16 protein-coding genes are annotated in these 17913 nt (G+C 75.7%); 10 read left to right on the forward strand and 6 right to left on the reverse strand.

Annotated features, from left to right (window positions below):
• Positions 1-158: 158 nt before the first annotated feature.
• From ACFVHV_RS12595 to ACFVHV_RS12605, 3 genes are all read left to right on the forward strand, one after another.
• Positions 159-836 (forward strand): class I SAM-dependent methyltransferase, encoded by a 678-nt coding sequence (locus ACFVHV_RS12595; RefSeq protein WP_359900223.1) that lies wholly within the window; start codon positions 159-161, stop codon positions 834-836.
• A 138-nt stretch (positions 837-974) separates the two neighbouring features.
• Positions 975-1730: an SDR family NAD(P)-dependent oxidoreductase gene (locus tag ACFVHV_RS12600; RefSeq protein WP_380351074.1), complete on the forward strand. Its 756-nt coding sequence runs from the start codon at positions 975-977 to the stop codon at positions 1728-1730.
• Positions 1731-1844: 114 nt separating this feature from the next.
• Positions 1845-2450, forward strand: coding sequence for a TIGR03086 family metal-binding protein (locus ACFVHV_RS12605; protein WP_359900225.1), 606 nt, complete (start codon positions 1845-1847; stop codon positions 2448-2450).
• A gap of 85 nt (positions 2451-2535) precedes the next feature.
• Here the strand turns inward: ACFVHV_RS12605 and ACFVHV_RS12610 are convergent, their stop codons facing one another.
• From ACFVHV_RS12610 to ACFVHV_RS12620, 3 genes are all read right to left on the reverse strand, one after another.
• Positions 2536-3702: an alpha/beta hydrolase gene (locus ACFVHV_RS12610; RefSeq protein ID WP_380351076.1), complete on the reverse strand. Its 1167-nt coding sequence runs from the start codon at positions 3700-3702 to the stop codon at positions 2536-2538.
• A gap of 157 nt (positions 3703-3859) precedes the next feature.
• Positions 3860-4327 carry a (2Fe-2S)-binding protein gene (locus ACFVHV_RS12615; protein ID WP_359900229.1) on the reverse strand — a complete coding sequence of 156 codons (468 nt, stop codon included), beginning with the start codon at positions 4325-4327 and terminating at the stop codon, positions 3860-3862.
• 44 nt (positions 4328-4371) lie between these two features.
• Positions 4372-6381, reverse strand: a complete 2010-nt coding sequence (locus tag ACFVHV_RS12620) for a molybdopterin cofactor-binding domain-containing protein (protein ID WP_380351078.1) — start codon at positions 6379-6381, stop codon at positions 4372-4374.
• A 907-nt stretch (positions 6382-7288) separates the two neighbouring features.
• Here ACFVHV_RS12620 and ACFVHV_RS12625 point away from each other — a divergent pair.
• The 4 genes from ACFVHV_RS12625 (at position 7289) to ACFVHV_RS12640 (ending at position 11638) form a co-directional block, all read left to right on the forward strand.
• Positions 7289-8563: an MFS transporter gene (locus ACFVHV_RS12625; protein WP_380351080.1), complete on the forward strand. Its 1275-nt coding sequence runs from the start codon at positions 7289-7291 to the stop codon at positions 8561-8563.
• 173 nt (positions 8564-8736) lie between these two features.
• A complete protein-coding gene (locus ACFVHV_RS12630) occupies positions 8737-9543 on the forward strand; it encodes a Mut7-C RNAse domain-containing protein (RefSeq protein ID WP_380351082.1) in 807 nt (268 codons plus the stop codon).
• Between the two features lie 95 nt (positions 9544-9638).
• On the forward strand, positions 9639-9764 hold the full coding sequence (locus ACFVHV_RS12635; RefSeq protein ID WP_359900237.1) for a hypothetical protein: 126 nt from the start codon (positions 9639-9641) through the stop codon (positions 9762-9764).
• 8 nt (positions 9765-9772) lie between these two features.
• Entirely contained in the window at positions 9773-11638 is a 1866-nt protein-coding gene (locus tag ACFVHV_RS12640; protein WP_380351084.1) for a CocE/NonD family hydrolase, read from the forward strand.
• A 70-nt stretch (positions 11639-11708) separates the two neighbouring features.
• On the opposite strand, the gene ACFVHV_RS12645 is transcribed toward ACFVHV_RS12640, so the two are convergent.
• Entirely contained in the window at positions 11709-12785 is a 1077-nt protein-coding gene (locus tag ACFVHV_RS12645; RefSeq protein WP_380351086.1) for a restriction endonuclease, read from the reverse strand.
• 290 nt (positions 12786-13075) lie between these two features.
• Between ACFVHV_RS12645 and ACFVHV_RS12650 the strand changes: the two genes are divergently transcribed.
• Positions 13076-13576, forward strand: coding sequence for an inorganic diphosphatase (locus ACFVHV_RS12650; protein WP_359900243.1), 501 nt, complete (start codon positions 13076-13078; stop codon positions 13574-13576).
• Positions 13577-13627: 51 nt separating this feature from the next.
• Here the strand turns inward: ACFVHV_RS12650 and ACFVHV_RS12655 are convergent, their stop codons facing one another.
• Positions 13628-14887, reverse strand: a complete 1260-nt coding sequence (locus tag ACFVHV_RS12655; RefSeq protein ID WP_359900245.1) for a pyroglutamyl peptidase — start codon at positions 14885-14887, stop codon at positions 13628-13630.
• 305 nt (positions 14888-15192) lie between these two features.
• Here ACFVHV_RS12655 and ACFVHV_RS12660 point away from each other — a divergent pair, with 305 nt between their 5' ends.
• Entirely contained in the window at positions 15193-16293 is a 1101-nt protein-coding gene (locus tag ACFVHV_RS12660; RefSeq protein ID WP_380351088.1) for a TerD family protein, read from the forward strand.
• A gap of 114 nt (positions 16294-16407) precedes the next feature.
• Positions 16408-17022 (forward strand): SUKH-4 family immunity protein, encoded by a 615-nt coding sequence (locus ACFVHV_RS12665; protein ID WP_359900249.1) that lies wholly within the window; start codon positions 16408-16410, stop codon positions 17020-17022.
• Positions 17023-17165: 143 nt separating this feature from the next.
• Here ACFVHV_RS12665 and ACFVHV_RS12670 read toward each other — a convergent pair whose 3' ends face one another.
• Positions 17166-17801 carry a TetR/AcrR family transcriptional regulator gene (locus tag ACFVHV_RS12670; RefSeq protein ID WP_359900251.1) on the reverse strand — a complete coding sequence of 212 codons (636 nt, stop codon included), beginning with the start codon at positions 17799-17801 and terminating at the stop codon, positions 17166-17168.
• Positions 17802-17913 lie beyond the last annotated feature (112 nt).

The raw sequence follows: 17913 nt of genomic DNA on the forward strand, positions 1-17913 counted from the left end.
GGACGGGGCGGCCGCTCCGGCCGGTTCCGGTGCGTTCGCGGGCCGTCAACGGCCCGTTACGGGCCGCTGCGGGCCCTGGTGGGCCCCGGCAGGCCCTTGCGGGGCCCCGTCCTCCGCGTGCGGTCGGCCGTCGCGCCCCTCGCCGGTAGGGTCGGCCGATGGTCCGACTGATCGACGACAGTGAGCTCACCGCCTCCCCGGTGGTGGCCAACAGCACGATGAACCGCGAGCGCGGGCTCAGCGGGGTGAACAGCTACGCCCGCGAGCTCGGCTTCGACCCGCTCGCCTGGCTGGCGGAGCACGGGGGTGCGACGCCGGGGTGGCTGGACCTGTGCAGCGGCGAGGGCCGGGCGCTGCTGGCGGCGGCCCGGAGCCGGACCCCGGGGGCGGTCGTGGAGCTGACCGGTGTGGACCTGGTCGGCCCGCCGGCCCCGCCGCCGGACCTGGCGGAGCTGCCGCACCTGCGCCTGGTCACGGCGGCGGTGGCGGACTGGGAGCCGGAGCGGTCCTACGACCTGATCACCTGTGTGCACGGGCTGCACTACCTCGGCGACCAGCTCGGCGCGATCACCCGCGCCGCGTCCTGGCTGACCCCGGACGGCCGGTTCGCCGCGCACTTCGACCCGGAGTCGGTGCGCCGCCCGGACGGCTCCGGCGCGGCCCGCGCGGTGGTGGCGGCGCTGCGGTCGGCCGGCTTCGAGTACCGGGCGCGCCGGCGCCTGCTGCTCCTGGACGGCGGGCGGGAGGTCGCGCTGCCCTTCGCCTACGCCGGAGCCGACCCGGCGGCCGGGCCCAACTGGACGGGTCAGCCGGCGGTCGGGTCGTACTACCACTAATGGGTGTGCGCCGGGGTGCGGGGGCGCCGCACGGCATTGTTGAATCTTGAACGCAACGTCCGAATACCGCCGGAGGTTTGAAGCCCGCCGGACCAGGATCGAGTCATGTCCGAGATCGGAACGAGGAGTTCTGGAGATATGACGATGAACGGTGCGATGGTGCTCGACGGCAAGGTGGCCCTGGTGACCGGCGGCAGCCGGGGGATCGGGGCGGCGGTCGCCCTGCGGCTGGCCGAGGACGGCGCCGACGTGGTGGTGACCTACCAGGGCGGTGCGGAGCGGGCCGAGGAGATCGCCGCGAAGATCACCGCGATGGGGCGGACCGGCTGGGCCGTACGGGCGGACAGCGCCGACCCGCAGGCGGTGGAGGGCGTGGTCGAGGCCGTCGTCGAGCGGTTCGGGAAGCTGGACGTCCTGGTGAACAACGCGGGGGTCGGCGTCCTCGGCCCGATCGGCGACCTCACCCTGGCGGACGTCGACCGGGTGCTGGAGGTGAACGTCCGGGCACCCTTCCTCTACGCCCGGGCGGCCTCCGCGCACCTGGCCGAGGGCGGACGGATCGTCACCGTCGGCAGCTGCATCGCCCAGCGCGTCGCCTTCCCCGGCGCCACGCTGTACGCGACCAGCAAGGCCGCGCTGATCGGCCTGACCAAGGCGCTGGCCCGGGAGCTCGGGCCGCGCGGGATCACCGCCAACCTGGTCCACCCGGGGCCGATCGACACCGACATGAACCCGGCCGACGGCCCGTCGGCGGAGTTCCAGAGCGGGCTCACCGCGCTCGGCCGCTTCGGCACCGGCGCGGACGTCGCCGCCGCCGTCGCCTACCTGGTGGGCGAGGACGGCCGGTACGTCAGCGGCGCCGAGCTGGCGGTGGACGGCGGCTTCGCCGCCTGACGCGCGGGGCCCGGCGGGCACGGTGTCGTGCCGGGCGGTTGTCGGCGCCCGCGCTTACGATCGCCCGGCACGACCCGTGCTCCCGTACCGGGACCCCGTACCGAGAGGTGTGCCATGACCGCAGCGGAAGACCCGATCGGGCTGCTCGCCCGGGCCCTCGCGCAGACCGCCGGGCTGATCGACGGCACCGGCGTCGAGCTGGCCGGCCACCCGACGCCCTGCCGCTCCTGGGACGTCGGCGACCTGATCAGCCACCTCCTGCACGACCTGCGGCAGTTCACCGTACGGGCGAAGGGCGGGCAGCCGGACTGGTCGCAGCCCTTCGAACGGGTCGAGGAGGACTGGCTGCACGCCTTCGAGGCCGGGGCGGAGGAACTGGTCGACGCCTGGCGCGCGGCCGGCGACCTCGGCGGCACCCTGGAGCTCCCCGGCTTCGGCGCCCTGCCGGCCCGCTTCCCGGTCGACCAGCAGACCGCCGAATTCGCCGTCCACGGCTGGGACCTGGCCCACGCCACCGGCCAGTCCACCGAGGGCCTGGACCACGAGGTCGCGCTCGCCGCGCTCGCCTGGGCCGGCGGTGCGCTCAAGCCCGAGTACCGCGGCGCGGAGGAGGAGCGGCACGCCTTCGGCCCCGCCGTCGCCGTCCCCGACGACGCCCCGGCGTACGACCGGCTCGCCGCCTTCTTCGGCCGCGACCCGGCGGCGGGCCCGACGAGTTAGGCAGAGCCTGCCTCCGGACCCCCGGCCGCGGGGAGGCGCGCACCCCGGCGCCGCACCCCGGGCCGCGCCCCGGCGCCGGCGGCTCCTACGGGTGGCTCCAGCGGAACTCGATCTCCGGGTGGCGCGGGGACGGGGCGTCGAGGAGCGGGGCGGGGCGGCCGCGGAGGAAGTGGTCGGCGAAGGCCCGGACGTAGGTGCGGGTGAGCGCCGTGGCGCGGGCGGGGGCGATGGTGCCGAGCAGGGTGGCGTAGACCTCGGGGGGCAGGTGGGCCGGGAGGTTGCCGGGGACGGCGGCGTGCGGCAGGTCGGTGAAAGTGAGGTGGCCCGCGCCCAGGGTGCGCAGTTGGCGTCCCCAGGCGTGGTGGTGCTCGCGCCAGCGCTGCCAGGTGCCGTGGTCGTCGATCGAGGTGAGCAGCAGGAACGGCCGGTCCAGCCCGAGCTCCGGGACAGGGGAGCCGAACAGGCCGCCGTCGAGGTCGAGGCCGATGCGGAAGCGCGGGTCCAGGCGCAGTGCCTCGGCGGCCGCGGCTCCGCCCATGGAGTGGCCGAGCACGCCGATCCGCTCCTCGTCGATCCGGAACGGCAGTCGGCCGTCGGTCAGTTCATCGGTGACGAAGCGCAGGTCGCCGACCCGCGCGGCGATCTCCTTGCGCTCGGCGGCGTCCCAGTCCGGCGGGTCCTCCGGCAGGACGCTGCGCACCAGCCGGCCGTCCGGGAACTCGACGGCGGCGGCGTCGTAGGTGTGGTCGACGGCCGCGACGAGGTAGCCGTGCGCGGCCAACTCCTCGGCCAGCGCGGTGCAGTTGCTGCGTCCGCCCGTGCGGCCGTGGCCGAGCAGCAGCAGGGGGAGCGGGCCCGGGTGGGCGGGTGCGTCGGCGCGGGCGGTGGGGCGGACCAGGTCGAGGGTGCCCGGGTCCAGCGGCAGGATCCGCTCGATCGCGGCCGCGACCCGGGGGGTGGTGTAGGGCGCGCGGGGCCGGCCGGCGGTGCCGCGCGCCGGGTACCAGAACTGCACCATCAGCTCGCGCGGGCCGGGGGCGGGTGCGAACGGGTCGGGTCGGTCGTGGTCCACCAGGTGCAGGCTCGTGGTGCCGACCGGCCGGCCGACGGTGGGCGCGGGCAGGTCGACGGTGCGCGGCGGGGCGGGCAGGTCGACGGTCCGCGGCGGGGCGGCGAGGGCGGGCCCGGCGGGCAGCAGGGCGGCGGACCCGCCCAGGCCCGCGAGGGCGAGCAGTGAACGGCGCCTGATCATGCGTCATCCTTGCCGGCTCGGCGACTGGGTCCGGCAAGCCTAGGTGCTCCGGGCCGGCCGGGCCAGGGGCCGCGGGATGCCGATCGGCCCAGGGCGGCCCAGGGCGGTCCAGGGCGGCCCAGGGCGGCCGAGGGCGGTTCAAGCCGACTCGGGCGGCTCAGGGCTTGGCGGCCTGCCGCGCGGCGGCCTGCTTGATCGCCTCGCGGATCCGCGGGTAGGTGCCGCAGCGGCAGACGTTCTGGATCCGGTCGATGTCCGCGTCCGTCGGGTTCGGGGTGCGGCGCAGCAGGGCGACGGCGGTCATGATCTGACCGGGCTGGCAGAAGCCGCACTGGGCGACGTCGCAGGCGAGCCAGGCCTCCTGGACGGGGTGGAGGACCTCGCCGTCGGCCAGGCCCTCGATGGTGGTGACGGTGTGGCCCTCGCAGTCCTTGACGGACCGGGTGCAGGGCTGGAACTCCTCGCCGTCCAGGTGGCTGGTGCAGGCGCGGCAGACGCCCACCCCGCAGCCGTACTTGGGGCCGGTGACGCCGAGCTTGTCGCGCAGGACCCAGAGCAGCGGCATGTCGTCCGGGGCCTCGACGCTGACGGGCCGCCCGTTGAGGACGAAGGTGTGGGTGGGCATGGGGAGTCGGGATTCCTCAGCAGGTGGTCGGATGGTGCCGGTGGTCAGAAGGCGATCGGGAAGGAGCGGGGGCTGGTGCCGGTCGCGCGGGCGTAGGCGTTGGCGACGGCGGCCGAGGCGGCCGGGACGCCCAGTTCGCCCGCGCCGCCGGGCGGTCCGCTCGGCGGCATCAGGTGGACCTCGACCACCGGCGGGGTGTGCCGCTGCCGGGCGTAGTGGAAGTCGCCGTAACTTCCTTCCCGGAAGGCCCCGTTGTCCAGGTGGTTGCCGGCCTGCAGGATCACCGAGATGCCGTCGACCAGCGCGCCGGTCAGTTGGGCCTCCAGGCCCCTGGGGTTGATCACCCGGCCGACGTCGGCGACGACGACGGCCTTGGTCACCCGGGGGTTGGCGCGGTCGGTGGCGTCCAGCTCGACCAGGTACCCGGCGCTGGCGCTGTGCTCGTCGTGGTAGCCGATGCCCTGGGCCTGGCCGGGAGGCATCGGGCGGCCCCAGTTGCCGCGCTTGGCGAGTTCGTCCAGCACCGCCCGCCCGGCGGCGCTGCGCATCCGGTCGCGGCGGAAGCCCAGCTCGTCCTGGCCCATCCGGCGGGCGAGTTCGTCCATCATGATCTCGTCGGTGACCCGGACGGTGCCCGAGTAGACCGAGCGCCAGCTTCCGGTGTTCAGCTCCAGCGGTACCTCGGCGAGCAGCTGGGTGGGCACTCCGACGTCGTACGGGATCTTCTCGGTGAGCAGGAAGAACAGTTCGGAGGCGGTGAGCCCGGCCAGCGGGAGGTTGTAGCCGGCGGCGGTGAGCATGTCGCCGAGGCCGTGCCCGAGGTCGGTCCGGACGCCGGCCACGTGGTGCTCCCAGCTGAACACCTGGCCGAGGCCGTAGGTGGCCCGGACGACGTGGTGGCTGGCCGGGCGCACCCGGCCGTGGCGCATGTCGTCGTTGCGGGTCCACATCAGCTTGACCGGGCGGCCGGCGGCCTTGGAGACCTGGGCGGCCTCCAGGGCGGCGTCGAAGAACAGCCGGCGGCCGAACGAGCCGCCGCCGCGCACCACGTGGACGGTGACGGCGTTCTCCGGCAGGCCGAGTTCGGCGGCGATGGTGCCCTGGGCGAGGATCGGGCTCTGCGAGGCGAACCAGAGCTCGGCGCGGTTCGGCCGGACGTCGGCGACGGCGGTGAGCACCTCCATCGGGGCGTGGTTGACGAAGGCGAAGTCGAACTCCGCCTGCACCCGGTGGGAGAGCAGCGGCGGCGGGAGCGAGGGCAGGTGGGCGGCGCGCAGCCGGGACCGGACGTCGGCGTCGGACAGGCCCGCGACCGGGCCCGGGTTCCAGGTGGTGCGCAGCGCGTCGCGGGCCTTGAGCGCCTGGTCGAAGGTCTCGGCGAGGACGGCGACGCCGGTCGGGATCCGCACCACGCCGAGCACCCCGGGCATGGCGCGGGCGGCGGAGGCGTCCAGGGACTTGAGGGTGCCGTTGACGGTGGTCGGCCGGGCGACCACGGTGGGCACGGCGCCCGGGATCTGGAGGTCCCCGGCGTACTTGGCGCGGCCGGTGACGATGTCGCGGGCGTCGATCCGGCCGGTCGGCCTGCCCACCAGGCGCAGCTGGTCGGCGGTCTTGGGGACGGCCGGGACGGCGGGTACGGCGACTTCGGCCGCCTCGGCGGCGAGGTCGCCGTAGCCGAGGCGGCGGCCGTCGGGGGCGAGGACGGCGGAGTCGGCGGTGCGCAGGGTGGCCGCGGGAACGTTCCAGCGCTTGGCGGCGGCGGTCACCAGCCGGGCGCGGGCGGCGGCGGCCGCGGCGCGCACCGGGTCGTACAGCGAGCGGATCGAGTTGGAGCCGCCGGTCAGCTGGTTGAAGAGCAGCTCGGGGCGGGAGTCGCAGAGCGGGACGTCGACGTCGGAGAGGCGGGCGTCGAGCTCCTCGGCGACGATCATGGCGATCGAGGTGGTGAGGCCCTGGCCGACCTCCAGCCGGGGCAGGTGCAGCGCGGCCCGGCCGGCGGGGGTGACTTCGAGGACCAGCAGGTGCGCGGTCGGCAGGCCGGCGATGATCATCGCGTCGCCGAGGTCGACGATGTCGGGGATGCCGGGCAGGCCGATCAGCTGATGGGGGAGGGCGGTCTCCCGGACGGGTACGGCGGCCGCCGCGGGCCGCGGGACGGGGGTCGGGGCGGCGGCCCGTGCGGGGGCGGGCGCGGCGGCGTCGGGGCCGGGACCGGCGGCGACGGTGAGGGTGGGCGCGGCCAGCAGGTAGGTGAGGAAGCGCCGGCGGCGGGTGGCCCCGTTCGGTGCCGCGGTGTCCGGGGCGGTAGGGGTGTCCGGGGCGGCGGTGTCCGGGCCGCCGGGGAGGGCGCGGGTGTGCGGGTGGCCGGTGCCGCCGGGTCGGCTGGGGGAGTCCGAGGGGGCGGTGGAGGTGCTGATGGGGGGCCACCCTTCGAGCCGGGGACGGCGACGGGAACGGGTGGGCGGCGTGGCCCCGGCCCGGTGCCGGATCGCGAACGCCGTTGAGCATAAAAGGGCGCTACTGACGGGTCAACACGGTCAAAGTTGGCCCCTGGTCTGCCCGGTCACGGTTTCGCGGCGGGCGGCCGGAGCGGATTCGGAGCGGGTACGGACGGCGCTTCGGAGGCGCGGGCGAGGCCGGGGCGAGCTCGCCCGGAAGGGCTCGGAGGCGCCAACTGGCGCCTCTCGCACGCGGGTTCAGGGGTCGGTCGGCGGTGCGGCGGCGCGACGGATTGGCCCAGGGAATTCCTTGATCACTGGACCGTTCCACTGGGCCGGTTTTTCCCTAGAGTGGGGGCGTGCCGGCACCGGCGGTCGCGGAGATCGGCTCCGCGCGCCGCCCGTCCGGCGGTCGCGGGCAGGGGTGACGGTCCGTGAAGACGTTTACGCAGGTGGACGCGTGTGGGTGACCGCCCGGATGCGTCCGGCGGGTGACACCGCACACCGGAGAAGGAGGAGCATGCCGACCGACCGAGCCGCCCGTTGGGACGCCCTGCCGCCCGCCGGGCCCCAGCGGACCCTCGCGGCCGCCCAGTTGGCCGCCGCCGTGGGCGACGGCGCCTACTACACCTGCTCCGCGCTCTACTTCACCCGGGTCGTCGGGATGTCGCCGACCGCCCTCGGGCTCGGCCTCACCCTCGCCTGGGCACTCGGCTCCGTCGCCGGCGTCCCGCTCGGCCACCTCGCCGACCGGCGCGGCCCGCGCCGCACCTCGGTGGCGCTCGCACTCGGCACGGCGGCCGTGGTCGCCGCCTTCCTGGTGATCCGCTCCTACCCGCTGTTCCTGCTCGCGGTCTGCCTCTACGCCACCGCGCAGTCCGGCCTGACCGCCGCCCGCCAGGCGCTGGTCGCCGCCCTGGTGCCGCCCGCGCAGCGCACCGCCCTGCTCGCCCACATCCAGTCGACCCTCAACGGCGGACTGGCCGTTGGCGCGGCGATCGGCGGCATCGCACTCGGCGTCGGCACCCGCGCCGCCTACCTTTCGGCCTTCGCTGTCACCGTGTTCGGCTTCCTGCTCAGCGCGCTGGTCCTGCGGCGGCTGCCCGAGGCCCCGGCCCCGGCGGGGCCGTCGGACGCCGGGCCGCGGCTCGCCGTGCTGCGCGACCGCCGGTACGCCGCCGTCACCGCGGTCAACGCCGTCCTGCTGCTGCGGATGCCCCTGCTCAGCCTGATCATCCCGCTCTGGATCGCCGCGCGCGCCCCCGGGATCGGCTGGCTCGGCTCGGCGCTGTTCGTGCTCAACACCCTCGCGGTGCTGGCCTTCCAGGTCCGGGCGGCACACGGCATCACCGGACTGGACCCGGCCGCCCGGGCGGTCCGCGCCGCCGGGCTGCTGCTGCTCGGCTCCTGCGCCGTCTTCGGGCTGTCCGCGCTGGACGTGCCGGTCTGGGCGGTCGGCGCGCTGCTGGTCGCCGCCTCCGTCCTGCAGGTGGCCGGGGAGATGAAGCAGTCGGCCGGCAGCTGGCAGATCGCCTTCGACCTCGCCCCGGCCGGGCGGATCGGCCAGTACCAGGGCTTCTTCGGCACCGGCGTCGCCGTCGCCCGCACCCTCGGGCCGCTGCTGCTCACGACGCTGCTGCTGGACGGGGGCCTGGCCGGCTGGCTGGTCCTCGGCGGGGTGTTCCTCGCGGCGGGGTACGCGATGGGGCCGGTCGCCCGCTGGGCGGCACGGGACCGCGGCCCCGCGGTGCCACCGCCGTCGCCGGTGGCCGCGGGCGCGCCGCCGGGGGCCTGACGGCGAACGCCGCGGTGGCGGCCCACCCGGGAAGGTCGGCCCGGGGTCCGATCCGGAAGGCCGCGACGGCGGGCCCGAGCCGGGAGGCCACGACGGCGGGGCCGGGGGAGCGGCCCGGGGGCGGGCCGGAAACCCGGTGGCCCCGGCCCGCCGCCCGCTGGCATGCTGGCCGCGTGGACCGACCTCAGATCCGGCTCGACTTCGCCCCCGAGCTGCACCTCTTCGTCTCCGCGCCCCGGCGGGCCGGCCGCACCGCGCTGCGCACCGACGGCAGCTCCACCCTCGGCCACGTCGTCGAGTCGTTGGGCGTCCCGCTCACCGAGGTCGGCGGCCTGCGGGTGGACGGCCGGGCCGTGCCCGACACCCACGTGCCGGCCGACGGCGAGGAGATCGCCGTCCTGGCCGTGGCCAGGCCGCAGACCGTGCCCGGCCCGGCGCGCTTCCTGCTGGACGTCCACCTCGGCACCCTCGCCCGGCGGCTGCGCCTGCTCGGCGTCGACGCGGCGTACGAGAACCCCGACATCGGCGACGCCGCCCTGGCCGCCCGCTCGGCCGCCGAACAGCGGATCATGCTCTCCCGCGACCGCGGACTGCTGCGCCGGCGCGAACTGTGGGCCGGCGCCTACGTCTACAGCCACCGCCCCGCCGAGCAACTTCGCGACGTGCTCTCCCGCTTCGCGCCGCCGCTCGCCCCCTGGAGCCGCTGCACCACCTGCAACGGCACCCTGCACCCGGCCACCAAGACCTCGGTGCGCGAGCAGCTGCGGGACGGCACCGAGCGCTCCTACGACGCCTTCGCCCAGTGCGCCGACTGCGGCCAGGCCTACTGGCGCGGCGCCCACCACGCCCGGCTGGAGGCGATCGTCACCGAGGCGGTGCGCGACTTCGGCGACGGCCGGGCCGGCGGACACGCCCAGGACTCGGGACACGTCCAGGACTCCGGGGAGGGTCAGGGCCGCATCGGGGTCGTCTCAGGGTAGGGCGCTCTGGTGGACGGCCGGGCGCGCGTGGTCCCATCGACGGTGGGGGACGGGACCACGCTACTCGCTCGTACGAGAGAGGCCAGGTCGTCGCAATGAGCATTCAGGCAGGTCGGCAGCCCTTCCACAGCGCGGACGTCGGGGACGCCGCCGTGGTGACGGTCCCGGACGGCGCCGAGGTACGCCCGGAGGAAGGCCCCCGGAAGGCGACCGTCCGATGAGGCGGGAGATGTCGCGCCGCCCGCTGGCGGCGCTGGTCGCGGCTGCCGCCGCACTCGGACTCCCGGTCGCCCCGGCGGCCGCCGCCGGGCCCGACGCGGGGGCCGGCGGGCCCGCCGAGCCGCATCTGCGGTCGCGCTACGTGGCGATGCCGGACGGGGTCCGCCTCGCCGTCGACGTCTACCTGCCCGAGGGCACCCGGGCCGGCGCCCACCTGCCCACCGTCCTGGTCACCCAGCGTTACTGGCGGGCCCGGGTCCGGGCCGGCCAACCCGGCGGCACCAGCGGCGAGGCCGAGCGGTGGACCGCCCGCGGCTACGCCTTCGTGACCGCCGACCTGCGCGGCACCGGCGCCTCCTTCGGCACCCTCACCTCCGAACTCGGCGCCGACGTGACCGCCGACAGCGGCCCGCTCAGCGACTGGATCGCCGCCCAGCCCTGGTCCAACGGCCGGGTCGGCACCACCGGCATCTCCTACGGCGGCGACACCGCGATGCTCGCCACCTCCCTCGGCAACCACCACATCACCGCCGCCGCCCCCATCTCCTACGACTTCGACCCGTACGAGGACCTGGTGCGCCCCGGCGGCGTGCTCATCGAACCGCGGATCGCCCAGTACGCGCTGCTGCTGCGCATCCTCGACGGGGCCGGCGGCACCACCTGCGAGACCGACGAGCAGACCCGCAGGCTCTGCGCGGACGTCGGCCTCACCGGCTTCCAGCCCCGGCCGGTCGACGGACCCGACGGTCCGGCCCTGCTCGCCGCCGCGCGCGCCGAGCACACGAACAACGCCAACCTCGTCGAGATGGCGCACGCCGGCGTCCACCGCGACTACCGGGACGGCCCGAAGAGCTGGACGGTCGGCAGCGTCGGCGAGCGGACCGACGCCGTCGAGGCCGGCCGGGTGCCCGTCCTCACCCGCGCCGGCTGGCTCGACGCGGGCACCGCCAACGGGGTGCTCTCCCAGTTCACCGGCCTGTCCAACACCCAGGACGACTGGATCGGCCCGTGGAACCACGGCGCCGGCTGGCTCGCCGACCCGTTCCAGCCCGCCCGCCCGCTCACCGCGCGGGAACACGAGGAGAACGACCGGCGCGTGGTCGACTTCTTCGACCGCTACGTCCGGGGGAACGCCCGCCCCGACGGCCGCCGGCAGGTGCACTACTACACCTTCAACGAGGGCGTCTGGCGCACCACCACCCGCTGGCCGGTGCCCGGCACCCGCACCCAGCGGTTCCCCCTCGGCGCGGGCGGCACCCTCGGCGGCCTGGCGGACGACCGCCGCGGCGGCTCCGACCTGCTGCGCCTCGACCCGACCGCGGGCACCGGCCCGCTGGACCGCTGGAACACCAACCTCAGCGGAGACGAGGTCAGTTACCCCGACCGCGCCGCCGTCGACGCCAAACTGCTCAGCTACACCACCGCACCGCTGACCGCCGACACCCGGGTCACCGGCAACGGCAAGGTCACCCTCGACGTCACCGGACTGGCCGGCTCGGCGCGCGGCGCCCTGCACGTCTACCTGGAGGACGTCTCCCCGGACGGCCGGGTCACCTATCTGACGGAAGGCCAACTGGCCCTGACCGAGCGGGCAGTGGCCGACCGCGACGACAACCCGGACTGGCGCCGGCTGCGCACCCCGCGCAGCTACGCGGCCGAGGACGCCGAGGACTTCCCGCAGGGCCGCGCCCAACGCGTCACCATCGACCTCCAGCCCGTCTCGGTGCTGTTCCGGCCCGGCGACCGGATCAGGCTCACCGTCGCCGCCGCCAACCCCGACTCCTTCCAGCTCCTCCCCGCCGACGGGCAGGCGGGCTACCGGATCGGCTGGGGCGGCGACCGGGGGTCGGTGCTGGAACTGCCCGTCGTTCACTGAGAGTTGCGCCGATAGTTGCGCCGAGGGTCGAACCGCGGGGCACCCGGTGGCGGCCGGGTGCCCCGCGCCGTCACGCGTCCACGACCTCCAGCCCGTACGCGGTCACGGCCTGGCGCAGCCCGCCCGGGTACCCGGCGAGCGCCGGGGTGAACTCCCAGTCCCCGGAGGGATCGCGGTCGAACCGGCCGAGCCGCATCGCGGTGTTGGTCTCCGCGCCGTCCGCCAGGTGCACCACGGCCGCGTCCTGCCCGGAGCCCGCCTCCAGGATCAGCGCCGGCCCGGCGAATCCGCCCATGGTGGCCCCGGGGTGGTTCTCGGTGTCGGCGGCGGCGATGACGACCAGCCGGTCGACCTCGGCGGGCAGCGCGTCGAAGTCGACCATCAGGCAGGCGTTCGCGTCGCCGTAGCCGGTCACCAGCCGCACCGAACCGTCGGGCGTCGAGCCGTTGTTGTAGAAGACCAGGTGGTCGTCGGAGAGCGCGGCGTTGCCCGTGCAGACCAGCGCGGCGATGTCGTACTCCTCCTCCCCGGTCCAGTGCAGGAGCAGCCGGGAGGGCTCGGTGGCCACCTCGATCGCGGGCAGGTCGTCCAGGGCGCCGGCCGTGGCGGAGGCCCCGTCCTGGGCGTCCGCGAACACCTCGTCGAAGCCGTGGTGCCTGAGCAGCCCGACCAGTTCGGAGCCGTTGATCAGGCTGATCGGCTTGCCCGCGACGAACTGGTGCGAGCTGGGGCCGAACTTGCTGGTGGTGACCAGGACGGCCTTGGTCGCGTCCCGGTCGTGCCGCAGCGTGCCGTACAGGTCCCGCACCGCGGAGGGCGTCACCGTGTCCCGGTACCGCTTCACCTGCACGATGACGTTGCCGCCCCGGAACGGGTCCGGGTCGATGCCGCGGACGTCCACGCCGCCGTCCCGCGACCGGGCGGTGAGCTCGACCTTCATGCCCATCGCCTCCATCAGCCGGCCGATGAGGCCCTCGAACTCGACCGGGTCCATCGCCAGCAGGAGTTGGAGTTCGCGGACGCGCCTGGCCATCCGGCCGCGGTTGGCGTTGGTGTCGTCGCGGAGGTGACGGAACAGCGCGCGCTGGGCGCGGCGTTCGTCGGCGTCGGGGTTGCTGAGGCGGTGGAGCTTCCGGCTCCGGGACATGGGCGTGCCCCCTCTTGCGTGGTGACGGTTGTTGCAGGCGTCACGGTAGGGGAATCGTGGACGAAGAACTGTCGGGCCGTCGGTTCCGCCGCACAATCGAGACCTGGGCCGATACGGGCCGCTGCCGCGGCAGGTGCGGGTCGAGGGCCCGGGCGCGGGCGGCGCGGGTGCCCGTCCGGGTCGGGGGGCGTTCGCGCCGGAGGGTGGCGGCGCCGGTCGAACGGCGGGGGTGCTTTCGATGGCCGTCCGGACGGCGGACAATTCCCCCAGGAGCCGAGGAGGAGGCCGCGGTGGAGTTCGAGGTGATGATCGAGATCCCGCAGGGGTCGCGGAACAAGTACGTGATGGACTTCGCGGCGGGCCGGATCCGCCTGGACCGCACCCTCTTCACGGCCACCCGCTACCCGGCCGACTACGGCTTCGTCGAGGGCACCCTCGGCGGCGACGGCGAACCGCTGGACGCCCTGGTGCTCGGCGGCGAGCCGGCCGTCCCCGGCTGCGTGCGGACCTGCCGGGCGGTGGCCATGTGGGTGATGCGCGACGAGCGCGGCCCGGACCAGAAGGTGCTCTGCGTCCCGGCCCGCGACCCGCGCTACGCGGACCTGCGGGACATCGACGACCTGCGCGGGTTCGACCTGCTGGAGATCACCCACTTCTTCCTGGTCTACAAGGACCTGGAGCGCGGCAAGTCCGTCGAGGGCTCGCACTGGGCGGGGCGCGACGCCGCCTACGCCGAGATCGCCGAGTCGCGCGCCCGCGCGGTGGGGACCCGCTTCGCCGACCCGGTCTGACCGGGCGCCCGGGGGCGGGCCGGTGCGCCGGCGCCCGCCCCGGACGGTCCGTCAGAGCCGGGCGGTGCTCAGGATCGCCCGCACCTCGTCGCCGATCGCGGCCTCGTTCCGCTCGAACTCCGGTGCGGTGAGCAGGTTCGGGTCGGCCGGCAGGCCGGTCAGGACCGGGGTGTGCAGATGGCCGCCGGGCAGGCCCGGGGCGAGGATCGTGCGCAGCCGGTTGGAGCGGTAGGCGACTTCGTTGGAGAGGTACCCGCCGCCGCCGCCGGAGACCGCGCGGGAACCGGGGGTGGGGCCGTCCGGCCGGAACACGGGGGCGGTGGCGCCCGCCGGGATCTCGGTGACGAAGGTGTTGAGCAGCACCGGGTAGGGCTGCTGGACGGCCCTCATGGCGTCGGTCGGCAGGGTGGTGCGGACGAACTGCGGCCCGGGGGCCAGCCCCGGTGCGTCCACCGGGTGCTGGGTGGTGCCGCCGGAGAGCGCGGCGACGTTGTCGGTCGCCGGGTCGGCGGAGCGGGCGCGCCCGGCCCACTCCTCCAGGGTGAACTTGCCCGGGTAGCCCTGGCTGATGCTGGTGATCAGGTCGGCGGACTGCCGGCCCGGCCGCAGGTGCGGGGCGAAGGCGCGCTCCACGATGCCCCTGTCGAAGTCCCCGTAGCGCACCGGCAGCACGACCGCCCGGACCTCCGCGGTGCTGCCGTCGGCGAGCGTGATCCGCTGCCCGTGCAACTGCAGGACGGCCGAGCCGGAGGGGTTGGCGCGGCGCGGCTCGGTGTCCAGGCCGAACGGGTCGAAGCCGCTGACGAAGATCCGCCGGACGCCGCGGGCGGAGTCGAAGCCGTCGTCCAGACCGCGCGAGGCGTCCTCGAAACGGGACCGCAGTGCGGCGTGGTCGACGCCGAACCGGGGCTGCCAGCGGGCGAGCTGGACGGTCATGGCGAGCCTGGTCCAGTACAGCGGGCGGTCGTCCCGGGCGGGCAGTTCGCCGCTCGGCCGCCGGCCCTGGGCGCGGTCCAGTCCGGCCTGCCAGAGGGTCCGGCCCCAGGCGGTCACCACCCGCTCGGCCTGCCGGGCGTTGCGGGCCTCGCACAGGGCGGAGGGGAAGCCGCCGGGCAGCTCGCCCAGGCCGGAGCGCTCGGTGAAGCCGGTCGTGCGGGCGTCCTGGAGGCGGGCCTGCTCGGCGTCCAGCGGCACCGTGGCGGAGGTGCGGCAGCCGGCCGGGGCGGCCTGGGCGGCGGCCGGGGCCAGCAGGGCGGCGAGCGTTCCGGTGAGCGCGGCGGCCAGTCCGGCGGCGCGGCGTAGATATGTCATGCCCGCTGACAATAGGTCCGGACCTGACGGCCCGCCAGAGTGCCGGCCCGGCGTCCCCGCTGCCGGGTGCTCCGCCCGTCCGGGGGGGCGGCCGCGCCCGCGCCCACCGCGCCCACCGCGGTGCTCCTCCGGCCGCCGCCGGGGCGCCCGGACGGTGTTCCGCCGCTGGTGGGACGGTGCTCCGTCGCTGGTGGGGCGACGTTCCGGCCTTGACGGAAAACTGATGGTTCGACCGGGAACCGAGGCAACTTCTACAGCGTTGTCGTGGTCGAACAGCGGTACTCGTACGGTGGTGGAGGAGTTCCATGAGCGTGGCCCTGACGAAGGGCGGCAACGTCTCCCTGGGCAAGCGGGCCCCCGGGCTGGGGGTGGTCCGGGTGGGCCTCGGCTGGACGGCCGGAGCCGGGTACGACCTGGACGCCAGCGCGCTGCTCTGCGGGGCGGACGGGAAGGTCGCCTCGGACCAGCACTTCGTCTTCTTCAACAACCTGCAGAGCCCGGACGGCTCGGTCCGGCACCGGGGCGGGTCCGGCGGCGGCCCCGACCGCGAGCAGATCGAGGTCCGGCTCGCGGAGGTCTCCGCCGGGGTGGAGAAGATCGTCTTCGCGGTGGCGATCTACGACGCGGCGCAGCGGCGGCAGTCCTTCGGGCAGGTCCGCGGCGCCCACATCCGGGTCGCCGACCCGGACACCGGCGCCGAGGTGGCCCGGTACGACGTGGCGCCGGAGGCCGGCAGCGAGACGGCGATGGTGTTCGGCGAGCTGTACCGGCACGGCGCGGACTGGAAGTTCCGCGCGGTCGGGCAGGGGTACGCCGCGGGGCTCGCGGGCATCGCCGCCGACTTCGGCGTGGACGTCCTGCAGCCGGCACCCGCCGCCGCGCCCGCCCCGGTGAAGCCGCCGGTCGCCCCGCCCGTGCCGCCCGTGGCCCCGCTCGCGCCGCCGTTCGCGCCGCCCGTTCCGGTCGCGGCCGCGGTGCCGGCCGTGCTGCCCGCGGCCGTACCCGCCGTTCCGACGACCCCGCCAGGACCAGGGAGTTCCCCCGTGACGTGTTTCTTCGACCCCTCGCACGGCGCCGGCACCACGGCGGTGTACTGGTCGCCGCAGTGGGGCGTGCCGCGCCAGATCGAGGCCTGCGTGGCCTGCGCCCAGCGGGTGCAGACCAACGTGCCGCCGTTCTACACCCCGCAGCCGGCCGGCTACCCGCAGCCGGTCCAGCAGCCGGTCCAGCAGGGCCAGCCGCAGGTGCCCGGCCAGCAGGCCCAGGGCGGGCGTCGCTTCGGCACCGGTGCGCTGATCGGCGCCGGCGCGGCCGGCCTGGTCGGCGGCGCGCTGCTGAACGAGGCCTTCGACGACGACCCGCAGGTCGTCGTCAACAACTACTACGAGGACGACGGCTTCTTCTAGGCCGTCGGACCGGAGTCCCGGAAGGGCCGTCGGGGCGTCCCCGGCGGCCCTCGCTGTCGGAGCGGTGCGCTTGAATGGCGCCGGAGTACCGTTCCGACCGGGGGAGACGCACCGATGACCACGACCGACGCCGAGCTGACGGCCGCCGTCCGGAACCCCGACGCGGCCTGGCTGGAGTCCTGCTTCGGCCCCGGCACGCTGTGGCGGCCCGAGCCCGCGGCGCTGCCCGAGCGGCTGACGTCGAAGGAGGCCCGGGCGTTCCTGGCCGAGGTCGGCGTGCCGGCCGTCGAACTGGAATTCCTCGGCTTCGACGCCACGAAGCTGCCCGAGCGCGGGATGTGGGAGGCGGACCTGGACGAGCTGTTCGGCGAGCGCACCCCGGACGACGACACCCCGCCGAGCAACTGGGGGTACTGCGTCGGCACGTTCGACGACCAGCACCTGATGGTGGCCGGCGACACCGGCGCCGTACGGATCTACGACCCGAACGGCTGGGACCACGGGAGCGGCTACGGCGGCCGGGCGGCCGACTCGCTGCCCGAGGTGATCGGCGCGCTGGGGCTGCTGGCCCGCCTGGAGGGCCGGATCCGCGGTGGGGACGCCAGGGCCGCGCTGGACGAGTTCGCCGCGCTGGTGGCCGCGGCGGGGCAGGGGCCGGAGGAGTCGGACCTCTGGGTGGGCCTGCTGGAGAACCTGCGCGAGGAGTACGAGGACCTGGACGAGGGCTGACGCCCCGGGCCCTTCCCGGCCCTTCCCGGCCCTTCCCGGGCCCACCCCGGCCCGCCCGGGCCCGACGGCCGCACAACGCTTCGGCGCTGTGCGGCCGTTCGCGTCCCTGGGGGCCGGCCGTTCGCGTCCGGGGCGTACCGGCCCTACGCGTCCCGGCGCCGGTACGCCCCGGCCCGGGCCGCCGCCTCGGCGGCCTCCGCCGCACGGTCGGCGGACGCCTCGTCCAGCGGCTCCGCGGTGGTGAGCATCCGGTAGTAGAGCGGCGCCGAGACCGCCCGGACGACCTCGGACCCGTCGGTGTCCGGCGGGAGTTCGCCGCGCTCGACGGCCGCGGTGACGCACGGCGCCCACTCCTCGACCCGGCGCCGGTAGAAGTGCCGCAGGGCCTCGGCCGCGTCCGGGTCGCAGGTCGCCGCCACGATGACGGCGCGGAAGAGCGCGCCCTGCCGCGGGTCGGCCAGGGTGCGCTGGACGAGCCGGGCGTTGGCCCGCAGGTCCCCGGCGAGGGAGCCGCTGTCGGTGCGCGGCAGCGACTGCTCGGCCATGTCCGCGAGCAGGTCCGCGACCAGGGCGGTGGTGCTGCCCCAGCGGCGGTAGACGGTGGTGCGGCCGACCTCGGCCCGCTGGGCGATGTCGCCGAGGTCGAGGCCGCTGAAGCCGTGCTCGACCAGGGCGTCCTCGGCGGCGCGCAGGACGGCGGCGCGGACCCGGGCGGTCCGGCCGCCGGGGCGGACCGTGCCGGGCGTGGAGGGCTCGGGCGTGGAGGGCTCGACGGCCATTAACGGGATTCCTGTTCCATTAGAAGTGCGGGGTCTGCTAGGTTCAGGGCATCCTAACGGAACGGGAGTCCCATTAGGGGCTCCGAGGGGAGAACCGTCATGACCATCGCCA

It is taken from the genome of Kitasatospora sp. NPDC127116 (assembly GCF_042677365.1).
Taxonomy (GTDB): Bacteria; Actinomycetota; Actinomycetes; order Streptomycetales; family Streptomycetaceae; genus Kitasatospora; species Kitasatospora lactacystinica.